The 22,231-nt window shown below is 40.0% G+C and carries 18 protein-coding genes; 6 read left to right on the top strand and 12 right to left on the bottom strand.

Annotated elements, in window-relative coordinates:
* Positions 1-64 precede the first annotated feature (64 nt).
* Genes recG through DYI03_RS01975 form a run of 3 tightly spaced genes read right to left on the bottom strand, consistent with a single transcriptional unit; the run spans position 65 to position 3,430 of the window.
* Positions 65-2,161 (bottom strand): ATP-dependent DNA helicase RecG, encoded by a 2,097-nt coding sequence (gene recG, locus DYI03_RS01985; protein WP_021670312.1) that lies wholly within the window; start codon positions 2,159-2,161, stop codon positions 65-67.
* Positions 2,162-2,173: 12 nt separating this feature from the next.
* Positions 2,174-2,848, bottom strand: coding sequence for a 2-C-methyl-D-erythritol 4-phosphate cytidylyltransferase (locus DYI03_RS01980; RefSeq protein WP_025064511.1), 675 nt, complete (start codon positions 2,846-2,848; stop codon positions 2,174-2,176).
* Between the two features lie 12 nt (positions 2,849-2,860).
* Entirely contained in the window at positions 2,861-3,430 is a 570-nt protein-coding gene (locus tag DYI03_RS01975; RefSeq protein ID WP_021670310.1) for a DJ-1 family glyoxalase III, read from the bottom strand.
* A 234-nt stretch (positions 3,431-3,664) separates the two neighbouring features.
* Here DYI03_RS01975 and DYI03_RS01970 point away from each other — a divergent pair, with 234 nt between their 5' ends.
* The 3 genes from DYI03_RS01970 (at position 3,665) to DYI03_RS01960 (ending at position 7,283) form a co-directional block, all read left to right on the top strand.
* The gene (locus DYI03_RS01970; RefSeq protein WP_021670309.1) at positions 3,665-4,552 is read left to right on the top strand and encodes an NAD kinase; all 888 of its coding nucleotides are present in this window, start codon (positions 3,665-3,667) and stop codon (positions 4,550-4,552) included.
* A gap of 35 nt (positions 4,553-4,587) precedes the next feature.
* Positions 4,588-6,270, top strand: a complete 1,683-nt coding sequence (locus tag DYI03_RS01965) for an ABC transporter ATP-binding protein (protein ID WP_021670308.1) — start codon at positions 4,588-4,590, stop codon at positions 6,268-6,270.
* Positions 6,271-6,356: 86 nt separating this feature from the next.
* Positions 6,357-7,283: a redoxin domain-containing protein gene (locus DYI03_RS01960; RefSeq protein ID WP_021670307.1), complete on the top strand. Its 927-nt coding sequence runs from the start codon at positions 6,357-6,359 to the stop codon at positions 7,281-7,283.
* A gap of 60 nt (positions 7,284-7,343) precedes the next feature.
* Here DYI03_RS01960 and DYI03_RS01955 read toward each other — a convergent pair whose 3' ends face one another.
* The 7 genes from DYI03_RS01955 to DYI03_RS01925 all read right to left on the bottom strand — a co-directional run bounded on the left by DYI03_RS01955 (position 7,344) and on the right by DYI03_RS01925 (position 15,229).
* Positions 7,344-7,706, bottom strand: a complete 363-nt coding sequence (locus DYI03_RS01955) for a DUF6122 family protein (RefSeq protein WP_021670306.1) — start codon at positions 7,704-7,706, stop codon at positions 7,344-7,346.
* 44 nt (positions 7,707-7,750) lie between these two features.
* A complete protein-coding gene (locus DYI03_RS01950; protein ID WP_021670305.1) occupies positions 7,751-8,962 on the bottom strand; it encodes a BaiN/RdsA family NAD(P)/FAD-dependent oxidoreductase in 1,212 nt (403 codons plus the stop codon).
* 536 nt (positions 8,963-9,498) lie between these two features.
* Entirely contained in the window at positions 9,499-10,587 is a 1,089-nt protein-coding gene (gene aroC, locus DYI03_RS01945) for a chorismate synthase (RefSeq protein ID WP_021670304.1), read from the bottom strand.
* Positions 10,588-10,643: 56 nt separating this feature from the next.
* On the bottom strand, positions 10,644-11,345 hold the full coding sequence (locus DYI03_RS01940) for an FKBP-type peptidyl-prolyl cis-trans isomerase (protein ID WP_115367872.1): 702 nt from the start codon (positions 11,343-11,345) through the stop codon (positions 10,644-10,646).
* Positions 11,346-11,751: 406 nt separating this feature from the next.
* On the bottom strand, positions 11,752-12,969 hold the full coding sequence (locus DYI03_RS01935) for a uracil-xanthine permease family protein (RefSeq protein ID WP_021670301.1): 1,218 nt from the start codon (positions 12,967-12,969) through the stop codon (positions 11,752-11,754).
* A gap of 108 nt (positions 12,970-13,077) precedes the next feature.
* A complete protein-coding gene (locus tag DYI03_RS01930; protein ID WP_021670300.1) occupies positions 13,078-14,091 on the bottom strand; it encodes an iron ABC transporter permease in 1,014 nt (337 codons plus the stop codon).
* A 22-nt stretch (positions 14,092-14,113) separates the two neighbouring features.
* Positions 14,114-15,229, bottom strand: coding sequence for an ABC transporter substrate-binding protein (locus DYI03_RS01925; RefSeq protein ID WP_021670299.1), 1,116 nt, complete (start codon positions 15,227-15,229; stop codon positions 14,114-14,116).
* Between the two features lie 136 nt (positions 15,230-15,365).
* On the opposite strand from DYI03_RS01925, the gene DYI03_RS01920 reads away from it, so the two are divergent.
* Positions 15,366-16,832, top strand: coding sequence for an SLC13 family permease (locus DYI03_RS01920; protein WP_021670298.1), 1,467 nt, complete (start codon positions 15,366-15,368; stop codon positions 16,830-16,832).
* Positions 16,833-16,929: 97 nt separating this feature from the next.
* Here DYI03_RS01920 and DYI03_RS01915 read toward each other — a convergent pair whose 3' ends face one another.
* Positions 16,930-17,253 carry a hypothetical protein gene (locus DYI03_RS01915; protein ID WP_021670297.1) on the bottom strand — a complete coding sequence of 108 codons (324 nt, stop codon included), beginning with the start codon at positions 17,251-17,253 and terminating at the stop codon, positions 16,930-16,932.
* A 341-nt stretch (positions 17,254-17,594) separates the two neighbouring features.
* Between DYI03_RS01915 and DYI03_RS01910 the strand changes: the two genes are divergently transcribed.
* Both DYI03_RS01910 and DYI03_RS01905 read left to right on the top strand, forming a co-directional pair.
* Positions 17,595-18,293 (top strand): response regulator transcription factor, encoded by a 699-nt coding sequence (locus tag DYI03_RS01910; RefSeq protein WP_004356591.1) that lies wholly within the window; start codon positions 17,595-17,597, stop codon positions 18,291-18,293.
* Between the two features lie 13 nt (positions 18,294-18,306).
* Entirely contained in the window at positions 18,307-19,713 is a 1,407-nt protein-coding gene (locus DYI03_RS01905) for a sensor histidine kinase (protein ID WP_021670295.1), read from the top strand.
* Positions 19,714-19,983: 270 nt separating this feature from the next.
* Here the strand turns inward: DYI03_RS01905 and DYI03_RS01900 are convergent, their stop codons facing one another.
* The gene (locus DYI03_RS01900) at positions 19,984-22,230 is read right to left on the bottom strand and encodes an inorganic phosphate transporter (protein ID WP_021670294.1); all 2,247 of its coding nucleotides are present in this window, start codon (positions 22,228-22,230) and stop codon (positions 19,984-19,986) included.
* Between the last annotated feature and the right edge of the window lies 1 nt (position 22,231).

Below are 22,231 nucleotides of genomic sequence, written 5' to 3'. Positions count from 1 at the left end.
AAAAAATGTTTTTAGACGAAAATCCCTTTATATTAGGCTTTTTCAATTATATTTGTAATAATTACTAAGATATTGCAGCCCAATTTATATTAGTATTTCTTAACTCTTTCAATCGATTCCAAAGTAAAGAATATTCACTTTTTGAGCAGGTTGGGTCGTCTTCTATAATGCGCTTAGCCTCATCTCGTGCCATTTGCACCAACTGTCCGTCGCGTGCAATGTCGGCAATTTTTAAATCGAAAGCAATACCACTTTGTTGCGTTCCTTCAAGGTCGCCAGGTCCACGGAGTTTCAAATCGGCTTCAGCTATCTCGAATCCGTCGTTGGTATCACACATAATTTCAATGCGTTTGCGTGTCTCTGTGGTTAATTTCTGATTGGTAACGAGTATGCAATAGCTTTGTTCTGCGCCACGTCCAACACGTCCTCGCAACTGGTGGAGTTGGGAAAGTCCGAAACGTTGCGCATCAAGAATGACCATTACACTGGCATTAGGAACGTTCACGCCTACTTCTATGACCGTTGTAGCCACCAATATTTGAGTTTTTCCCTCGACAAAAAGTTTCATTTCTGCCTCCTTTTCCTTGTCTTTCATCTTCCCATGAATCTTGCTCATGCTGCATTCTGGGAACACTTCCTTTAAGGCTTCATAGCCACTTTCAAGGTTTTTAAGGTCTATTTTCTCACTTTCTTTTATCAAAGGGAACACAATATAAACTTGGCGACCCAACTGAATTTGCTTGCGAATGCCATCGTAAAGACTTACTGTTTGGGTGTCAAACTTATGAATTGTTTGTATCGGTTTGCGTCCAGGAGGCAGTTCGTCAATCACACTCACGTCTAAATCGCCATAAATAGTCATGGCTAAAGTGCGTGGAATAGGCGTTGCTGTCATCACAAGTACATGGGGTGGATTTTCATTCTTGCTCCATAGTTTGGCTCTTTGTGCGACTCCGAAACGGTGTTGTTCGTCTATGACTGCCAAACCTAAATTATTGAATTGCACTTTATCTTCTATAATAGCGTGCGTTCCCACAATAATATGAATCGAACCATCAAGGAGTCCGTCTAAAACTTCCTTGCGTTTTTTGCCTTTTACAATGCCTGTTAAAAGTTCAATGCGCAGATTCATGCCTTTCAAAAAATCTTTTAGCGTTTGCACATGTTGCTCTGCTAAGATTTCAGTAGGTGCCATTAAGCACGCTTGAAAGCCATTATCAACTGCTATTAACATTGACATAAGAGCCACAAGTGTTTTGCCTGAACCTACATCACCTTGCAAAAGTCGGTTCATTTGCTGTCCACTGCCCATATCAGCACGTATTTCTTTCATCACACGCTTTTGAGCATTGGTGAGTTCAAAGGGCAGATTGTGCGCATAAAACCAATTGAATTGTGCGCCAACTTTCTTGAAATAAAGTCCACGATACTTGCGTCTGTGGTCGCTGGCATACCTTAATATATTGAGTTGAACGTAAAAAAGTTCTTCAAATTTTAGGCGAACTTTCGCACGTTGCGTGTCTTCTATCGACTTAGGATAATGGATTCTACGCACAGCTTCGTTCCTTGAAATCAAGTGTAAGCGTTCCGTTATAAAATCAGGGAGTGTTTCTGGCAAGGTGGTAGTCAGTTTTGTAATGAGTGTTTTGGTCAATTTCTCTATGGCACGCGATGTTATTCCTGCCTTTTTCATCTTTTCTGTGGTGATGTAAAAAGGCTGCATTCCCATGTCGTTGAGTTGCAATTCTGACGCCTCGTCAATATCTGGGTGTGAAAAATTGAACCTTCCGTTGTAGACAGTGGGCTTTCCGAAGACAATGTATTCCTTCCCTATGATATAGTTTTTGTAGATATATTGCGAACCATTGAACCAAACGAGGTCGCAAACGCCGTGCCCATCGCTGAAATGAGCCACAACTCGTTTCTTTCTTTTGCCCATTTCAAACTCTTCAAAGCTAAGGATACGGCCTTTAATTTGAACAAAAGGCATATCAGGAACTAACTCTGAAATGAGGTAAACCTTCGTCCTATCAACGTATTTGTAAGGATAATATTCCAACAAATCACGATAAGTACTGATGCCAAGCTCCTTGCTTAGAATCTCTTTTTTGCGTGGTCCCACGCCTGAAAGGTACATTAAATCTTGTTGGAGTATATCCATTGTTTTTTATTTTTATTGGTTGGCTGCGATAATTTCAGCCACTTTCAAGTCGAATGGTGTTGTTATTTTGATGTTTTCGCTATTGCCTTCCACCAAAGAAACCTTACAACCAAACTGTTCCATAACGGTTGCGTCGTCTGTAAAAGTAGTTTGATAAGGTTGAGCGAATGCCATTTTTACCATTGCAATATTGAAAACTTGTGGCGTTTGCACACTTCTGAAGGCTGAACGGTCTACACTTTTCGAATTTCCGTTTTGGTCTACTTGGCGCAAACTGTCGATAACAGGCAGCACAGGAATGGCAGCACACGTTTTTTGAGCCTCATCGAAGCAACGTTTGATGGTTTCTTCGGAAACAAAAGGGCGCACACCATCGTGAAAACCCACCAATCCGTCATCGCTATCAGGTATCATAGCCAAACCATTTTTCGATGATTCAAAGCGAGTTTCACCTCCATTTGCAACTTGATGTTCTATGTTGAAAGCATGTTTTTCGCATAATTCATGCCACATTGCTTGCTGGTTTTGAGGCAGAACCACAATAATTTTCATTTCCGCATCATAGTGATGAAAACGCTCAATGGTGTGCATCAACACAGGTTTCCCATTGATTGGAAGAAATTGTTTGGGCATTTCGCTACCCATTCTCAACCCTTTTCCGCCTGCAACGATTACGATATAATTCATCATTTCAAAACTTTAATGCAGTTTCATCATCTCTGTGATGAGCATAGCGTCCTTGATTTCCTTCGCATTAGCCTCTGAAGTGAGTTGCGCTAATATTGCAAAGCCATACATAAAGGCAGCAGCAGGACCTTTTCCTGTGGTAATATTCTTATCTATTGTACATAATTCGCCTGTATGTTCTGCACCTGTTAATCGTTTTTCAAAGCCTGGATAACACGTTGCACGCTTACCTTTCAAGGCACCAACTGAACCTAAAACCATAGGACCCGCACAGATTGCACCTAACTTTTTGCCTGCTTCATTGTAAGCAACGAGCAGAGAACGCAGTCCATCGTGTAGGTTTAAATTAGCCGCACCAGGCATTCCGCCAGGTAAAAGGAGCATATCTGCGTCCATAAAATCGGCAGTTTCGGTAAACAAAAGGTCGGCTTTCATGGTTACACCATTAGCCGATTCCACCATTAAACTGTCAGAAATACTTACAGTTTTCACTTCTACTCCACCTCGGCGGAGAATATCTACGGGTGCCAAAGCCTCAATATCTTCAAAGCCATTGGCAAGAAATTCATATACCTTTGCCATATATTTTTTGCTTTATTCTTTAAAAATCCAACTTAATTCGCTATTTTTGCAAGGAAAAGGGTCTACTTTATTGACAACACAATAGATAAAAAGTGTTTCTTGCCCCATATTCTTTGCATTCTAACGCACATGCAAATATACAAAATTATTCATGATTGAGCGAAAGAGTGATACAGAAAAGATGTACAAAATAGTGCAGAAAAAAGGTTAGCAGACCATAAAACAAGAAATGATATGTCGAAAAAGAAACTTAGTTTTGCTATTTTTGGCAACGATAGACAAGCCTTAGAAACAGTACATATATGGGAGGTGCTTGACTATTTAGCCAAGCGTGAAGCCGAAATTTACATGGAAGAAGGTTTCTACAACGACCTTTGCAAAGACTTAAACGAAGATATTCATGTTTCAGGCGTGTTCGATGGTGCCAATTTTAATACCGATTATGCGATTTCATTAGGCGGTGATGGAACTTTTTTGCGTGCTGCCAGCAAAGTGGGAGCAAAACAAATTCCTATTATCGGAGTCAATATGGGGCGTTTAGGGTTCCTCGCTAACATTTCCCCAAGCGAGATTAAAGAAACGTTAGACGATATTTATAACGGCAGTTTCGACATTGATGAACGTGCTATTATTAAGTTAGAATCGGAAAGCGAAATCATCGAAGCCTATCCTTATGCCCTTAACGACATTGCAATCCTTAAGCGTGACAATGCGTCTATGATTACAATTTACGTCAATATCAATGGCGAATATCTTGTAACCTACCTTGCCGATGGGCTTATCGTCAGCACTCCAACGGGTTCAACGGCTTATTCGCTGTCGAATGGAGGGCCAATTTTAGTGCCACACAGTGCGATTTTGAGTTTAACCCCTGTTGCCCCTCACAGTTTAAACATTCGTCCGATTGTTTTAAACGACAATGTTGAAATAAAAATAGAGGTCGAAAGCCGCAGCCATAACTTCCTTGTTGCCATTGACGGAAGGTCAATCAACTTGCACGAAGGAACTGTTCTAACCATTCATAAGGCTCCTTTTGTAACACGAATCGTTAAACGTCGTGGGCATAATTATTATTCTACATTGCGTAAAAAACTCATGTTGGGTGCTGACTCACGCAAATAATAGATAAAAAACGGATTGTCTGACACAAATTAAGAATGAAATTAAGTAACATATTTAAGATTCCTAAAACAAAATATACTGCCAAAGAAATTCTAAAATGGTTGTGGGTGGCATGGAAAGGCAACCGATTACAAGCCTCTCTCAATGCTTTGATAGGATTGCTTGGTGTGATTGTTTCGCTTTCTTCGGTATGGGCTGTGCAGCATGCCATAGATGTTGCATCGCACGAAGTAAAGGGTGAAATCATCACAGCCGTATTACTCATGGGCGTTTTGATACTTTGCGACTTTGCATTGAACATCACTTCGGTTTGGATACGCAACCTTTTAGGGATAAAAGCACAGAACAGAATGCAACAAAAACTATTAGACCGCATTCTCCGTTCCGAATGGAAAGGCAAAGAAAGTCATCATTCAGGCGATGTGCTGAACCGCTTAGAGATTGACGTTGCTAATGTTGTGAACTTTTTAACAGAAATCATTCCCAACTCATTGTCTACTTTGGCACTCTTCTTGGGGGCGTTTTTCTATCTTTTTGCAATGGATTGGCGGTTGGCAATCGTTATTGTTATTATGATTCCTATCTTCGTTGTGTTCAGCAAAATCTACATGAGACAGATGCGACACCTAACAAGTGAGGTAAGAAATTCCGACTCAAAGGTGCAAAGTATCTTGCAAGAAACCATACAACACCGTATGCTCATCAAGACATTAGAGGGTGATAGCGAAGCTGTAAACCGCTTGGAGGGAACACAAAGTGTATTGCGTAACAACATAGTACGCCGTACAAAATTCTCGGTTTTCTCTTATCTTGTTCTCAATCTTGGTTTTTCCATTGGCTATTTAATAGCATTTGGTTGGGCAGCCATACGACTTTCGGCGGGTACACTGACCTTTGGTGGCATGACAGCTTTCCTACAATTGGTCAATAGAATACAAAGTCCAGCTCGCCAATTGACTCGCTTAGTTCCGTCATTTGTATCAGTTTTCACCGCTGCTGAACGTTTAATGGAGTTAGAAGAAGACCCTTTAGAGGAGCAAGGCGACTCTATTGTTATGGATTCGCCATGTGGTGTACGTTTCAAGAATGTTACTTTTGCTTACGAAGATTCGGAAGATAATGTTATAGAACACCTTAATTATGACTTCTACCCTGGTTCTTGTACTGCCATTTTAGGCGAAACTGGTTCGGGTAAAACTACCTTAGTACGCATCATTCTTGCCCTTTTAAAGCCTATGAATGGCATGGTGGAAATATATAACAAGTTGGAAAATAAACAATTAAGTCCACTTTTGCGCACCAATTTTGTTTATGTACCACAAGGAAACACCTTGATGAGTGGAACTATACGCGATAATTTGCGATTGGGAAAAATCACAGCTACTGACGAAGAAATGAAGAAAGCGTTAAAACAGAGTTGTGCTGAATTTGTATTCGACTTGCCTAATGGACTCGAAACCGAATGTACCGAACAGGGAGGCGGACTCAGTGAAGGACAAGCACAGCGTATTTCTATTGCAAGAGCCTTACTCCGTAATCGCTCTATCATGCTTTTCGATGAAGCAACCTCAGCACTTGACCCTGAAACGGAACGTCAATTGCTCAAAAACTTGTTGGAAAAGCACGATAAAACCATCATTTTCATCACCCACCGACCAGCCGTTGTGGAATATTGCGACCAAACATTGACAATCGAAAAGCAACAACCGCACGTCTGAATCGGTCGCAAAGTCAGACTTGTCAGACTCTGTCAGACTCGTCCAATTTATTTTCAAAAAGAAACAACAATAAAAACAAAGATAAAATGAAAAGAATTATTCTATCAGCTATGCTCTTCGTAGCAACTTTCGCTACTGCCTTTGCACAAGATTTGGATAGTAAATATGCTACAAATCTATTGAAACCAGGTACAACTGCACCTAATTTTTCGCTCCGTACTGCCGATGGAAAAGACATAAAACTTGAATCTTTTCGTGGCAACTACGTTCTTTTAGACTTTTGGGCGTCATGGTGTCCTGATTGTAGAAAGGAAATTCCAGCGATGAAGCAACTATGGAACGATTTTATGAACTATAATTTTCGCATCATTGGCATTTCGTTCAATACCAATAAGGAAACTTGGGTGAAAACTTATTGGGACAAATATCAAATGAATTGGACACAAGTGAGCGAATTAAAAAAGTGGAAAAAGGAAACAACCATTGACCGTTTGTACAATGTGGAGTGGCTTCCAACCTTGTATCTCATCGACCCAAATGGAAAAATCATTCTCGGTACAGTCGAATTTGATAAACTTCGCAGCACCTTAGAGTCGTTAAAACCTCAAATGAAAACTTCGTCTGCCGACATTATGCCGCAATATGTGGGCGGAAAAGAAGCAATGGAAACTTATTTTAAGGAGTACCAACTTTACACCATTCCTACTCGTAAAATGCGCATTGAAGCCGATGTTGAAGTGGCATTCAGCATAGAATTTGATGGACAAGTTACTGGTGCGCGTGCTGTAAAAGTGAAGAATTTACAAGCAAAGAGCGATAAATTCAAGAAACTCAACGCTCAAAAGCAAGCTCAACTACTTGCTGAAGCTGAAAAACATTTCCGTGCCGAAGCCATTCGCTTGGTTGCTCGTATGCCTAAATGGACTCCTGCGACAAAAAATAACCGTCCTGTGAAAGAAAATTTATTAATTACCATTCACTTTGACCCTTTCTATAAAGGGATTAAAAAGTAGAATAAAGCAAACTCTCCCCAGCTTTTTTATATTGAAAGAAAGTTGGGGAGAGATTAAAATCTAATACATTAACCATTGTTGCCACAGGTAAAAGTCTTGCAAATCGGTAAGAATATGAAACAAAAGACCGATACCAAGTGGACGAATCCACCAAGGGAGATGCAATTTTTGTAAAGGAAGTACGCACATCAGCACATAAATAGCTACCATAAAATAAGAGTGCAAAGGGTGAAAACCCACGCTACAACGATACGGATTAAACATTGGCGTAGCTAAAAGGTGGTCTAAATCGATGAGGATTGTAGCCATTAAAATCCAAAAAGCCTTTATCTTTCGTTCACCTTTATAGAGTTGTGCAAACAAAAAAGGTGCGCCAAAATGTAGCCCATAATGCACTATTGCTCTTAAAATCGTCAATACCATTCGTCAGTTTTTTATTTTTATTGCGTGATATTTTATCTTTGTCCTTATTTTTGCCCTGCTACAAACCCTGTTGTCCATGCTGCTTGAAGATTAAAACCGCCCGTTATGGCATCAATATCAAGCACTTCGCCAGCAAAATAAAGTCCAGAACAAACTTTGCTTTCTAAGGTATTGGGATTGATACTCTTCAAACTTACACCGCCACAGGTAACAAATTCGTCTCGAAACGTACCTTTTCCTGCGATTTGATGCACGTCATTGGTCAAAGTTTCCACTAATTTATTCATCATTTTGCGCCCTACTTCTCCCCAACGTTTCTCCTTTTCTATATTGGAACGCTCCAAAAGATAACTCCAAACACGCGAAGGTAAATCGTAAGGACGCACATTTGCCACTTGCTTTTTTTGATTTAACAAAGCCAATTCCATCACATTTTGTTCTACAAGTTGGGCGTTTGTCTCGTTCACCCAATTGATAGCAACAGGCGATTGATAGTTTTGTTCTGCCAAATAGCGTGCTGCATACGATGAAAGTTTCAAGGTTGCAGGACCACTCATACCCCAATGGGTGATGAGCAATGCGCCTTGACTACGAAACTTCGTGGAAGGAATAGATAATTGAACAGGTGTTACAACTGCTCCCATAAGATTACAAAATGCTTTTTCTCTTATATTAAAGGTGAAAAGCGATGGTACAGGCTGTTCTATCTTGTGTCCTAAATCGGCTAAATATTGCAATCCGCCTATGCGTGGCGACCCTCCCGTAGTAATAATAACCTTATCAAACTGGCGTGGAGCTTTGTCTTTAAAATGCAATTCCAATCGATTGTTGTCCATTTTTTGTATCTTCGTCAGTACATGGTGTAAGTTTGTAACCACCCCCAATTTGCTTGCCGTATGCGTTAAACAATCAATAACCGATTGAGAACTTTGCGAACGAGGGAAAACACATTCATCTTCTTGCGTAACTAAAGCCACTCCGTGTTGTTCAAACCATTGAAAAGCATCTTTATTATCAAAGGTTTTGAACAATCGTTTCAGCAGTTTCTCGCCCCGTGGATAGGCTTGTTTTAAGTCGGATATATCGTTAAACGAGTTAGTAAGGTTGCATCGACCGCCCCCCGACACACCAACTTTAACCAAAACCCTTCCTGATTTTTCAAAAATGGTTACAACAGACTCAGGTTCAGCCTTCTTTGCCGCTATGGCAGCGAAGTGTCCTGCCGCTCCACCGCCTATGATTGCAATGTTACGCATATTGTTTTTATCGTGCAAATGTTATTTTTAATTCGTTTTGGCAAAGTTACAATATTTGCATTATGCACCGAAAAATAAGGAGTTAAAGGGAGTTAAGGTCACATCATAACACAATTGCAGCATGAAAGCCTTACGCCATTATGAAAGAAATCTACTTTCGTGGCTTGATATTTGTATGATGAATGGAAAATCAATATGGAAAGAAAAGTAAAATATGCCGTTCAAGGTCAAAGAACTCAATACGGTGCAGGTATAAAATACTCGTTCCGAAATCTTACAAACGGTGGAAGAACTCAAAACGGGTACATTTTTGAAACAAAAGGTAGCATATTAAGCCGAAGAATGTATCGTTTTCTTCATGAAAAAATTTGAGAGCGTTCAACTGAACGCTCTCAACCAACACAAAAACTAAACTAGACTTAACTAAACATATTCGTACAATTTTCTCAAATGGTACAAAATAGTACTGCAAAGGTAGTTCAAAAGATAAAAAAAACATTACTTTTATGCAATTATTTTGCAAAAGACTACCTTGTTTATATTTTTTTGGAGTTATAGACCAATAGCGCATCGAGTATTGTCATGGCTGCCATAGCCTCAACAATGGGTACTGCACGCGGCAAAACACATGGGTCGTGTCTGCCTTTTGCATTGATTATCGATTCGTTACCGTCTATATCAACTGTTTGTTGTTCCATTAAAAGTGTCGCAACAGGCTTGAAAGCTACTCTGAAATAAATATCTTCGCCATTGCTAATGCCACCTTGAATGCCTCCGCTGTGGTTGGTTTCTGTTTTTATACCATCGCCTTCAAGACTTTCTGTTTGGGCAAATCTATCGTTTTGCTCACTGCCTCGCCATGAACTTCCACTAAATCCTTCGCCATATTCAAAGCCTTTCGCAGCATTAATACTCAACATTGCTGCGCCCAATTGAGCGTGTAGTTTACCAAATTCAGGTTCTCCCAAGCCAATAGGGCAACCTTTTACCACGCAAGTGATGACTCCGCCAATGGTATCGCCCGCTTCTTTTACTTCTGTTATCAATGTTTCCATTGCTTGCGAAGTCTTGTTATCAGGACATCTTACGAGGCTTTTCTCCGTTTTTGAAAGGTCGTATTTGCTGTAATCCTTATCCAATGCTATGTTGCCAACTTGCGATGTAAACGCTGTTACACTGATGTTTTGCTTGCGCAACACGAGTTTTGCCAATGCCCCAGCTACGACTCTTGCCAACGTGATACGTGCCGATGCTCGTCCACCACCACGATAATCTCTTATGCCATACTTCTTAAAGTAGGTGTAATCGGCGTGCGAAGGTCGGAAAAGATGACGAATATCATCGTAATCAGCCGACTTTTGATTTCTATTTCTTACAATAAAACCTATTGGAGTGCCTGTCGATTTGCCTTCAAACACACCACTCAGCAACTCCACCTCATCGGTTTCGTTCCTATCGGTTGTGATATTGCTCTGACCAGGGCGGCGGCGGCTCAGTTCGTTTTGTATGAAATCAATATCAATTTCTATGCCTGGCGGCATTCCGTCTACGATTCCTCCAATTGCTGAACCGTGGCTTTCGCCAAACGTTGTCAGCGTATAAAGTGTACCAATTGCATTGGGCATATTTTCTTTCTATATTAAACTATTGGAGCGCATGATTTTACGCCCCAATGCCGTGTTTATTTGCAACAACAGCCGCCTTCTTTGCGACCTTCGTCATTACTTCCGCAGCCACAACCGCAACTTTCGTCGCCACTATAACAACCGCAACCGCTTTCGTTATCATTGCTTCCGCAGCCACAACCGCAACTTTCGTCGCCACTATAACAACCGCAACCGCCTTCGTTACCATTGCTTCCGCAGCCACAACCGCAACCGCAATGAGGAGTATTTAAGCGGTCAAAAAATGCTTTTACTTCTTCTTCAGACGCATCTCTATTTTCTTTTACATGACCTTTAAACTTCAATTCTTTGCCAGCAAGGGGGTGATTGAAATCGGCTTTCACTTTATTATCAGTGATTTCAATGATTTTAGCCATAAAACGCTGACCTTCTTCATTTTGCAAAGGAATGACTGCGCCCTCGTAAACGTTCTCACTATCAAACTCGCCATTCATAGAAAATAGCGCTTTATCGAGTTCTAATACGTTCTCTTCGCTATATTCGCCGTAAGCTTTTCCCTTTTCTAAAACAAATTCAAAGTGTTCGCCAACAGGCGTTTTCAATGCTGCTTCTTCAAAATCAGGCAATGCCATGTCGCAATTAGAATAAAATTCTAACGGCATATTCTCTTGCGTTTTTTCAACTAAAACGTCGTTTCCGTTCTCAATGCTGTAGAGTTCGTAATCTACAGCCATAAATTTATGTAATTGATTTTCCATTCTTTATTTATCCTATATGTAAAAATTATTCTAAACAATATTCCTCCTACTCCAAAAACAAGATTATCCTTGAAGTTTAAGATTTATATTTTATGCAAAAATATTGCCAACGAGAGCAATACAAACTTGTTTGAATATTGCCGAGTGCAGCTATATTTTATGCAAAGTTACGATTAAAAACTGATATATCACCCTTTATGCAAACAATAAAAACAAAACGACAACCAAAATTAAGATTGCTTCGATTGTAAAATAGGCACTTTTGAGGTGCAAAATAGGCTCTTTTGGCGTTCAAAATAGGCTGTTTCGCTTTTCAAAACAGTTTCTATGCGTTCTAAGATACAAAAAATCCCCACAAGATAAGAGCTACCTTGTGAGGATTTTTTTATTTTATAGTATAATCGTTTTATGCCTCTTCCACCTCTTCGTCCTTTTCTTGTGGCAAGATAAGGTTGAGAAGTACACCAACAATAGCCGATAAGCCGATACCACTCATGGCAAAATTGCCCCAAGTAAGGATTGCTCCGCCAATGCCAATGGTAAGGGTTACCGAAATAATGATGGTGTTTCGAGTTTTATTCAAGTTTACTTTATGTTGAACAAGGTTCTGTATGCCCACTGAAGCAATCGTTCCAAAGAGCAACAACATGATACCGCCAAGCACCGCAGCAGGGATACTTTGCAACAAAGCACTCAACTTTCCGATGACAGAAAAGACGATTGCCGTAGCTGCCGAAATACGAATAACTTGTGGTTGGGTAATCTTTGTAATGCTCATCGCACCTGTTACTTCACTATAAGTGGTTACAGGAGGGCCACCAAAGAAGCTCGCTGCCAAACAAGCCAAACCATCGCCAAGCATAGTAAGGTGCAGTCCAGGCTCTTTAACAAAGTCTTTTTTAGCCACAGCAGCTACCACATAAACATCGCCAATATGTTCTATCACAGGCGCAATCGCTACGGGTATCATGAAAAGGAAAGGTTCCCAAGCAAATTGTGGCAAATGGAATTGAGAAATTGCGGGTGGAAGGGCAAACCAAGGCGCATTCATGACAGGGGTAAAATCAACTTCACCCATGCAAATTGCTACGATATAGCCCACTACAATGCCACAAACCACAGGTACAAGTTTTATCAATCCTTTGCCCAAAGTGAGGACAAGAATGGCTACTGTGAGCGATACACAAGCCAAAAGCCAATTGTTTTTCGCCATATCAACAGCCGAACCTGACAATGAAAGTCCGATTAAAATGATAACAGGACCAATGACAACAGGTGGGAAAAGTTTGTCTAAGAGTTTTCTTCCTTGCCACCTAATGAGTGCCGACATAATGAAATAGACCAACGATACCCCCACGATACCTGCTAAGGTTCCAGGCATTCCCCATTGTTTTGATGCGGAAATAATGGGCGCAATGAAAGCAAACGATGAACCAAGGAAGATTGGAACTTTACCTTTGGTAACTAAATGGAAGATAAACGTACCGATACCTGCGGTAAAGAGTGCTGTTGCTGGGTCAAGACCTACAAGCAACGGAACGAGAACAGTTGCGCCAAAAGCCACAAAAAGGAATTGTATGCCAACAACTGTTCGTCTGAATGGTGATAAATTAGTTGTGTTCATTTTATAAATTAGACAAACCTTTAATCAAAGGTGATAGATTTTGTTTGCAAAACTACAAAAAAATATCCAACTGCTAAAAGCAATTGGACAATTTTTCGATGACCTTTTCTATCCTTTTGATTTCATAAGAACGTAGATAACAACGGGTGCGCCAATCAAAGGGGTTACCGCATTGAGCGGAATGATGCCGCCTTCGCCAGGCAAATAGCATATTAAATTACAGAAAAGTGCTATCAATGCGCCACTAAGAATGGTCGAAGGAAGCAGTAATCTGTGGTTGTCTGTGTGCAATAATAAACGTGCAATGTGAGGAACAGCTAACCCAATGAAGCCAATAGGACCACAAAAAGCAGTGGTAATGGCTGACAAAAGCCCTGTTACAATGAGCAAATAGTTGCGCACAAGCCGCGTATTTATGCCCAAACTTTCAGCATATTGAGGTCCTAAAAGCAACGCATTGAGCGGTTTCATCAATAGTAACGAACAAAAAATACCGATACTTACTATCGCTACAAAAACAGGTATTTGTTCCATTGATACACCTCCGAAGTTGCCCATTCCCCATATCATATAGCTTTTTACGCCCTCTTCGGTAGCAAAAAAGTTGAGTAATGACACGACAGACGATGAAATATAGCCCACCATAATGCCAATAATGAGCAGTAAAACGCTATTTCTAATGAGCAAAGAAAAGAAGAATATCAATGCGGTTACTGCCATTGCACCAAGGAAAGCCGATACCAAAACAGCCATAAAACCTGACACTGAAAAGAGAATTGTGGAAACATTGCCACCCAAAAGCAGCATAACCAAAGCAACACCGAGACCTGCTCCTGCATTAATACCGAACACATCAGGACCTGCTAAGGGGTTACGAAAAGCTGTTTGCAGCATCAATCCGCTCACAGCCAATGCGCCTCCACAGAACATAGCGGTAATAGCTTGTGGCAAACGGTTCTCCAAAATGATGAAACGCCAACTCTCTTTGCCATCAAAGCGACCTAAAAATATATTAATAACATCGTTCAAAGGGATTCGAACTGAGCCAATATAAAGGTTCAGAAGAAACATAATAACGATGCCGAGAGGGAGCATTACAAATGCCCAAGTATCTTTTTTCATTGACAAATAGTTTGTCTAAGGCTTAAAGTTTATGGTAATAGCGCATTGTTCCAGTCTTCAAGTCAGGGTGGAACAATTGGATTAAATCGCCCAAAAGCCAGTCTGGACGCCAACTAACTTCCTCAAAATAAGGAGTTTTATCTACCTGACAACCATAAATTTCGCCTGTTTTGAATGGCTTTAAAGCCGAATAACCTTGATATTCTGCCAATAATAGTTGTTTATTAAATGCGCCATAATAACTCAAAATCCAAAAGTCTGCTTGACCAAGTTTATCCAAAATAGTTTCAAAAGACAGAGAAAGACTCCCACTTTTCTTATCATTTGCAAACGCATACTTACCATTTGCATCTTTATAGAGCAATCCCACACTGCTTTCTCCGCCTGGAACGTACCACACACTACCCGTTTTGCGGTCGGGCAACACAGACAATGTTTGTTTCGCACGCTTTGCTTTTTCCTTCAATGCAAGGTAGCTTTTCTCCACAACACTGAACAATGAGTCAGCTTTTTGTTGGCAACCGAACAATATTCCATAGAATTTCATCCATTCAGCACGCCCCAAAGCCGATGTTTCCATGTACTCTGCGCACTCTATAATAGGGATTTTTATTTCGTCCAACTTACCATATCCACCACTATTTTCAAATGGAGAAAGCAATAATCCGTCAGGTTTCAAATCGATAATCTTTTCTATATTCGGTTTCATACCGTCCCCACAATCCATAATTTTATTTGCTTTCAAGCGTGTTTGCACATCAGGAATGAGCATATACTTGGCATCTGCCACACCAGCAATGGCTTTTTGTGCACCTAACATCTCCATTAAATTGGCATGAGCCGTAGTGAAAAACACACCATGTTGCATTGGAATTTGAATATTTGTAGCCCCTTCGTGCTTTTCAGCCTTATCAATATTTTCCACCAAATAGTAGGTATGCAACGTCTTACCCTGCTTCCACGGATTAGCCATTGTTACTTTTATGCCTTCATTGGTACGCTCCATTTTTATATTTTTGGCATATTTGAAGACCAAACTACTATCGTTTTGTAACGAATTATCGCTTTCAACTTTTTTATTATTACAACTACAAAGTAAGCTTAATAATAAGATGTGTAATACTAATAACTTGCGCATTGTGTAAAAATATTTTCGACAAAAGTACAAAAAAAAGACTAATTTGTCATATAATCCAAATAATTTTTAATAAATTAGTAGCAGTTTTAAAAGACAAGAGAGCATTTTTTATATTATTAATTAAACATTATGTACCATGTCAGAAAATAATTTGAATGTGCTATCATCAACCATTGAAATGAAAAAGGTATGGCAGCTTTTGGCAATTGCTTTGATAACAATTGGAGTTTGGAACCTTCCTATCACGTTTTTTGGTATTGACGGCTTAACAATAGTACAACAACGCATTATTGCAATCTTTGTTTTTGCAACTTTAGCATGGCTCACTGAGTGCATTCCAGCATGGGCTACATCGCTTGCTATCATGATGATAATGTGTGTTACCGTTTCAGAAAATTCATTTACGATATTCAAAGGTGATGGAATAGGCGAACTTTTAAAGTCGAAAGCTATCATGGCTTCGTTTGCCGACCCTATTATTATGTTGTTCTTGGCAGGTTTTATCCTTGCTATTGCAGCTTCTAAATCGGGATTAGACACGCTTTTGGCACGCAACATGATACGTCCTTTTGGCAAGAAGAGTGAGAATGTCTTGTTGGGATTCTTATTCATCACAGGTATTTTCTCAATGTTTATTTCCAACACAGCTACGGCTGCGCTCATGCTAACGTTCTTAGCACCAGTTTTTGCAGCTCTCCCAGCAAATGGAAAAGGACGTATCGCCTTGACCATGTCTATTCCTTTGGCTGCCAATTTGGGTGGTATGGGTACTCCTATCGGTACGCCTCCTAATATGATTGCGCTTAAATTCTTGAACGACCCAGAAGGTTTGAACCTTGGTATTAGCTTCGGTCAATGGATGATGATAATGACACCATTGGTTATTATCCTCCTTTTGATTTGCTGGCGTATATTGCTTTACTTCTTCCCATTCAGCAAAAAGACTATCGAACTCAACATTGACGGTGAAGTACACAAGGGTTGGCGCATGTATATCGTGATTGCTACTTTCATTATAACCATTCTTCTTTGGATTATTCCAGAAAAAATTACAGGCATCAATACCAATACTGTTGCCATGATTCCAATGGGTGTATTTGCCATTACAGGCGTGATTTCGGCAAAAGACTTGCAACAAATTGATTGGAGTGTCATTTGGATGGTTGCAGGAGGTTTTGCTTTAGGTTTGGGTATGAATAGTTCTGGATTAGCCGATGTAGCCATCGAGAGTATTCCATTCGGAAATTGGAGTCCTATTATGATTCTTATTGTGTCTGGATTGATTTGCTATTTCCTTTCCAACTTCATTTCCAACACCGCTACCGCAGCCCTTTTAATGCCAATTCTCGCAGTAGTTTGCCGTGCTATGGGCGATAAATTAGGTGTAATAGGTGGCACAAGTACCATTCTTCTTGGCGTTGCCATTGCAGCTTCTTCTGCGATGTGCTTACCTATTTCTACTCCTCCAAATGCTATTGCTTATTCAACAGGTTTGATACAACAAAAGGATATGCTCAAAACGGGACTTCTTTGTGGTCTTATCTCACTTGCATTAGGCTATGGTTTATTATTTATCGTCGGCGAATTCCACTTCTTTGGCTAACAACTCAAATCAAAAAGTAAGTGCAAAGATAGTAAAAACCTTATGCACTTCTATAAAAAGCAGACTCCTATCTTGTTCGGATAGGAGTCTTTTTATGTCAATGCAATGTTGATTTATACCTTTCTTTGATGCGTTGTTCCACGTCTTCAAGCGTGTTTTTGCTCCCCAATCGGGCTTTAATGAGTCGAAATCCCAACCAAATGATGAACATTCCAAGGATTTCTAACGCAAATTTCACAAAGGTGGACAATGCAAAACTATTGACAAAGGTTTCGCAAATGACGAATCCCCCTATTAAAACCAAATAGTCTAACCACCCCCACGCCATATAGCTTTTGCTAATGCGCTTATATTCTTCGTCATTAGCAAGCAACTTTGCGCGGTTTTCTTGCCATAGTTTTTCAAATTCTTGTTCTGTCATTGCTTAAAAATTAGAATGTGGAATCAGCTATATTGTCAATCAATAGCCGTTGCAAATATCGTAACAAAAATACGATAATAATCTGATATGGACGAATATTTTGAAAGAATAACGGCAAAAGAAGGTGCAAAAAAACTTTCCACAATTACAAAAGTGCCTGTTTTGAACGTCAAAAGAGCCTGTTTTGAACTCCAAAAGAGCCTATTTCGCATTGCGAAACAATCGGTATGGAAAAATAGCGGTATCCCTTAATGCTATATTCACAGCATTTTAACATTGTAACATTTGTGTATTAGAAAGAAATCGCTAATTTTGCAAAAACGTAATATTCTTTCAAAATTATGCAAGAAACCAAACATCACATTCTAATAGTTGACGACGAAGTAGACATTTGCGAAATTTTAAAGTTCAATCTTGAAACAGAAGGTTACATCGTTGATACGGCTAACTCGGCTGAAGAAGCATTGGAACTTCAACTAACCGATTATAATCTTATCTTGTTAGACGTTATGATGGGGCAAATTTCAGGCTTCTCCATGGCGAAAAGAATGAAGGAAAATGTTGAAACAAAGCATATTCCTATCATTTTTCTTACCGCAAAAGACACTGAAAACGACACGATTACAGGGTTCAACTTAGGTGCTGACGACTATATTTCAAAGCCTTTCTCGTTGCGTGAGGTAATGTTGCGCATTCGGGCGGTACTCAATCGTACTAAAAATGTTGCTCAACCAACCGTAACGGAAGAAGAAACATTAGAGTTTGAAGGATTGGAAATCAACTTGGACAAAAAGATTGTACGCATCGATGGCGAGGAAATTGGACTCACCAAAACAGAGTTTGAACTCTTGCAACTCCTTATGGAACATAAAGGAAGAGTTTATTCACGACAAGAACTCTTAGACCGCATTTGGCCAAAAGATGTGTTAGTATTGAACAGAACGGTAGATGTGTATGTTACAAGATTAAGAAAAAAGTTAGGAAGATTTTCTACTTACATCGCAACACGCTTAGGTTACGGCTATTATTTCAAGAATTAAAAACTTCAGTTCCATGCGTAAATTAAGTATCGGACATAAGCTCTACTTCAGCATTATGGCAGTCTTTCTAACTTACTCTGTGGCATTTATCATTTTCCAACAGAACCGTGAAAAGCAGTACAAAATAGATACGTTAGAGCTAAAGTTGCAGATGTTTAACCAACAAATGGCTGAAAATCTTGAAGACCACCCTTTTAATGAAGCGGAAATAAGCAAATATATAGCACAACATTACAAAAATGATTTGCGTATCACACTGATACAAGCCAATGGGAAAGTCTTTTACGATAACAAAAAGAAAGACTACAACCAGATGAGCAACCATAATAACCGAGAGGAAATAATGTTGGCTCGAAAAAACGGCAAAGGTTCGGTGGTAGATAGAAAGAGTAAAACGCTCCATACTCTCTACTTTTATTCAGCAACCTACTTCCCTAAACAACAAATATTTGTGCGTTCGTCAGTGCCTTACACTGAAAGTTTGGCTAATTCGCTACGTTATGACCAACATTATATTTGGGTATCGCTCTTAGGATTGGCACTGCTCACCATTATTATCTACCGCTTCATGAGCCGATTAGATAATAATATTCACAAATTAAAAACCTTTGCATGGCGTGCCGACCATAATAAAAGTTTAGAAATAGAGGATTTGGCAACGTTTCCTGACGATGAATTAGGCGAAATAGCCGAACGTATTATCAAGATTTATAAACGTTTGGAAACGACAAGAAAGCAGCAAGATATTTTAAAACGACAACTAACGCAGAATATTGCACACGAATTGAAGACACCTGTTGCATCGATTCAAGGCTACTTAGAAACCATATTAAACAATCCAAATGTAAAAGAAGAGGACAAATTGATGTTCTTACAAAGGTCGTATTCGCAGACAGAACGACTCACTTCCCTACTCCGCGACATCTCAACCCTTAACCGTATGGACGACGGAGCGCAGATGTTGGAAAAAGAAGAAGTGGATATCAATGCTTTGGTGCGTAACATTGAAGCCGAAACGGCACACGAAATAGAGCAACACGGCATGGCTTTCATCAACCATTTGCCTGAAGGAATAAAGATAAAAGGCGTTAGGTCGCTCCTTTATAGTATCTTCCGCAACCTTACAGATAATGCCATTGCCTACGCAGGCGACAACACTACGATAACGCTTTCTGCACAAAAGGAAAACAATTGTTATCGGTTTGAATTTGCCGATAACGGAATTGGTGTAAGCATTGAGCATAGACCACGCCTATTTGAACGCTTCTACCGAATTGACAAAGGCAGAAGTAGAAAAATGGGAGGCACAGGTTTGGGTTTAGCCATCGTGAAAAATTCGGTCATACACCATAATGGTACGATAGAAGTTACTGCCAACGCCCCACAAGGATTGAAATTTATCTTCACATTGGCAGAATAATCTTACCATAAAACACACCCTTTGACAAACTAAAACATCAGGCATGCTGCCCAAATAGCAATGCCAAAATAACAAAACCCATAGCAATAACCGTTCGAAAGCAACAGTTTTGCTATGGGTCTTATATTGTTGAGCGGTTCCCACCATAAGTATTGCTACGCTGCAACACCTCTTGTGGCAGTGTTTCCGTAGGGACACTGGAGTTTCCCTACAAGGAAACAATATGAAAGAAGTAATCCTCGCTTGGTATTTACCCCATTGTAAGAAAGATTACTGCACCGTAAACTTCTTGGCAGCACGCAATTGATGACGCATATTGCTCAAGAATTGTTGTGTTTCTTGCAATAAATTAAGGTAAACTACCGACACTTGAAAATCAGCATTACCATGCGCACGCTGCATACGGTCGATATGACGCTTACGCATCACCGAAAGCGTTCCTTTTAATTGGGCAGCATCGGACAGCACATCACGATAAGTATCGTAGCGACCAGTAGAAATCAATGCTTCAGAACGTTTCATCAACTCATTAACTTGACCTTGAACAGGGCGGAACTCTTCTAATAATTCATGAGGAAGTGGGTTGAAACCATTGCTAATATGCTCTAATATGGGTTCCAACATACGTCCCAAACAATAAATAAATTGCTTGTTGCTATTCGCTCCAACGTGTAACCAAGTGTTTCTTTCAATCGCTGTATCAACGGGACAATGCTTCAACGCTATCACTTCTTGCTTACTAAATTTCTTCAATATACGTGCCTCCATTTGTAATTCCTTTGCACTCTTCTTCAAAGATCGCAAATTCTCATCGGCAAAGCTATCAACAATCACGTTGAACTGCTCTAAAGAAAAGTGGCAAACAAACGATTGTGTGCGTGATACTTGTCGTTGCAACATATCCCAAACCAACTCTGGGTCTCGAGTACGCATCATTAAGCGGAAAGTAGAGTCGCTCCCCTCTGCCAACATCTTCTTTTTATACTTACGATTGGAGTCAATTAATAGGAAAACAACCAATGCCATGAAACCCATTTGTGCCAAAATGCCACCATAAAACATGATTAAACAAACAACACCAGAGAGGAGAAAAGCAGCACCAGCAGTAATAAACCAACCACCAATGACCGACAAAACACCTGTAACACGGAACACTGCGCTCTCTCTTCCCCATGCTCTATCGGCTAAACTCGAACCCATTGCCACCATGAACGTAACGTAAGTAGTAGATAAAGGCAACTTCAAATTAGTACCAATGGTTATCAACATGGAAGCAAGAACTAAATTAACTGCTGCACGAACCACATCGAAAGCGACATCAGTAGGAGCATCTTGGGCTTTTTCTTTAAAGCGTGAATCTATCCAATTGACTATTCGAGCTGGAATAAGCCCCGACAACGAACTATTAGTTGTTTGAGATAGACGAACAATGGCACGTGCTGCACGTGAACTACCAAACATTTCGTCGCCTTCATCTTGCCGACTTAAATCGACACTTGTCTTGATAACGTTCTGCGCTTTCTTCGATGTTGCCATGGCAATAATCATAATGATACCTGCACTCAATAGCCAAATTGGCGTAGTAGAGGCACTTTCCATTAATGAAGTCATCATAAATCCCGAAGCAGCAACACCATTTCCGTTGGTAGCAAAGTCTTTATAAGTATCTAAACCTGCCAATGGCACACCAATAAAGTTTACTAAATCATTGCCAGCAAAGGCCATTGCAAGCGCAAAAGTACCCATGAGAACAACAAATTTGAAAATGTTTACACGCAACAAATAAAGCACTTCCATAACCAAAGTGGAAACGATGAATGTTCCGAATAGTAAACTTTTTATATTGACATCGATAAATTCACGAATATTATCAGGCAGATACGGACTTTTTCCCAATCCTTTCATAAAGATAAAATAGGATAAAGCCGTAAAGGCAATGCCCCCAAACAGGGCAATAGAGTAGCGAGAATGCAGCTTATAATTAAAGGTAAAAATGATGCGAGAAAGCCACATCACAATGACACCGAAGACAAAAGCAATCGCCACCGATACGAAAATGGCAATAATAACCTTCAAGGCTTGCTCGGTATTCATCAGGTTTGAGAACGTTGCATTGTCATCATGCAACAGTTTTACACACGCTATCACAAATGTTCCACCCAAAAGTTCGAAGACCAAAGATACGGTTGTACTCGTCGGCATGCCCAGCGTATTGAATATATCAAGGATAATTACGTCAGTAACCATTACTGCAAGGAAGATTGTTATCACCTCTTCAAAAGAATATTGACTCGGAGTCATGATGCCATGACGGGCTACGTCCATCATTCCAGACGACATTACTGCCCCCAAAATAACTCCTACTGAAGCGATAATAACTATAGTTTTATAGTTAGCTACACGCGCTCCAACTGCTGATTGCAAAAAGTTTACCGCATCGTTACTTACGCCTACAAACAAATCGAAGACGGCTAAGCAAAGCAGAAAGACAACGATACAAAGATACATTATTTCCATT

The sequence above is a fragment of the Prevotella disiens genome (assembly GCF_900454955.1).
GTDB lineage: Bacteria > Bacteroidota > Bacteroidia > Bacteroidales > Bacteroidaceae > Prevotella > Prevotella disiens.
The sequence above is the reverse complement of the archived record's forward strand: the minus strand, read 5'-3'. Positions and strand labels throughout refer to the sequence as shown.

What these genes read in the sequence shown, in the direction of transcription:
- recG (WP_021670312.1), bottom strand. Translation starts at nt 2,161, where the DNA reads ATGGATATACTCCAACAAGATTTAATGTACCTTTCAGGCGTGGGACCA.
- DYI03_RS01980 (WP_025064511.1), bottom strand. Translation starts at nt 2,848, where the DNA reads ATGAATTATATCGTAATCGTTGCAGGCGGAAAAGGGTTGAGAATGGGT.
- DYI03_RS01975 (WP_021670310.1), bottom strand. Translation starts at nt 3,430, where the DNA reads ATGGCAAAGGTATATGAATTTCTTGCCAATGGCTTTGAAGATATTGAG.
- DYI03_RS01970 (WP_021670309.1), top strand. Translation starts at nt 3,665, where the DNA reads ATGTCGAAAAAGAAACTTAGTTTTGCTATTTTTGGCAACGATAGACAA.
- DYI03_RS01965 (WP_021670308.1), top strand. Translation starts at nt 4,588, where the DNA reads ATGAAATTAAGTAACATATTTAAGATTCCTAAAACAAAATATACTGCC.
- DYI03_RS01960 (WP_021670307.1), top strand. Translation starts at nt 6,357, where the DNA reads ATGAAAAGAATTATTCTATCAGCTATGCTCTTCGTAGCAACTTTCGCT.
- DYI03_RS01955 (WP_021670306.1), bottom strand. Translation starts at nt 7,706, where the DNA reads ATGGTATTGACGATTTTAAGAGCAATAGTGCATTATGGGCTACATTTT.
- DYI03_RS01950 (WP_021670305.1), bottom strand. Translation starts at nt 8,962, where the DNA reads ATGCGTAACATTGCAATCATAGGCGGTGGAGCGGCAGGACACTTCGCT.
- aroC (WP_021670304.1), bottom strand. Translation starts at nt 10,587, where the DNA reads ATGCCCAATGCAATTGGTACACTTTATACGCTGACAACGTTTGGCGAA.
- DYI03_RS01940 (WP_115367872.1), bottom strand. Translation starts at nt 11,345, where the DNA reads ATGGAAAATCAATTACATAAATTTATGGCTGTAGATTACGAACTCTAC.
- DYI03_RS01935 (WP_021670301.1), bottom strand. Translation starts at nt 12,969, where the DNA reads ATGAACACAACTAATTTATCACCATTCAGACGAACAGTTGTTGGCATA.
- DYI03_RS01930 (WP_021670300.1), bottom strand. Translation starts at nt 14,091, where the DNA reads ATGAAAAAAGATACTTGGGCATTTGTAATGCTCCCTCTCGGCATCGTT.
- DYI03_RS01925 (WP_021670299.1), bottom strand. Translation starts at nt 15,229, where the DNA reads ATGCGCAAGTTATTAGTATTACACATCTTATTATTAAGCTTACTTTGT.
- DYI03_RS01920 (WP_021670298.1), top strand. Translation starts at nt 15,366, where the DNA reads ATGTCAGAAAATAATTTGAATGTGCTATCATCAACCATTGAAATGAAA.
- DYI03_RS01915 (WP_021670297.1), bottom strand. Translation starts at nt 17,253, where the DNA reads ATGACAGAACAAGAATTTGAAAAACTATGGCAAGAAAACCGCGCAAAG.
- DYI03_RS01910 (WP_004356591.1), top strand. Translation starts at nt 17,595, where the DNA reads ATGCAAGAAACCAAACATCACATTCTAATAGTTGACGACGAAGTAGAC.
- DYI03_RS01905 (WP_021670295.1), top strand. Translation starts at nt 18,307, where the DNA reads ATGCGTAAATTAAGTATCGGACATAAGCTCTACTTCAGCATTATGGCA.
- DYI03_RS01900 (WP_021670294.1), bottom strand. Translation starts at nt 22,230, where the DNA reads ATGGAAATAATGTATCTTTGTATCGTTGTCTTTCTGCTTTGCTTAGCC.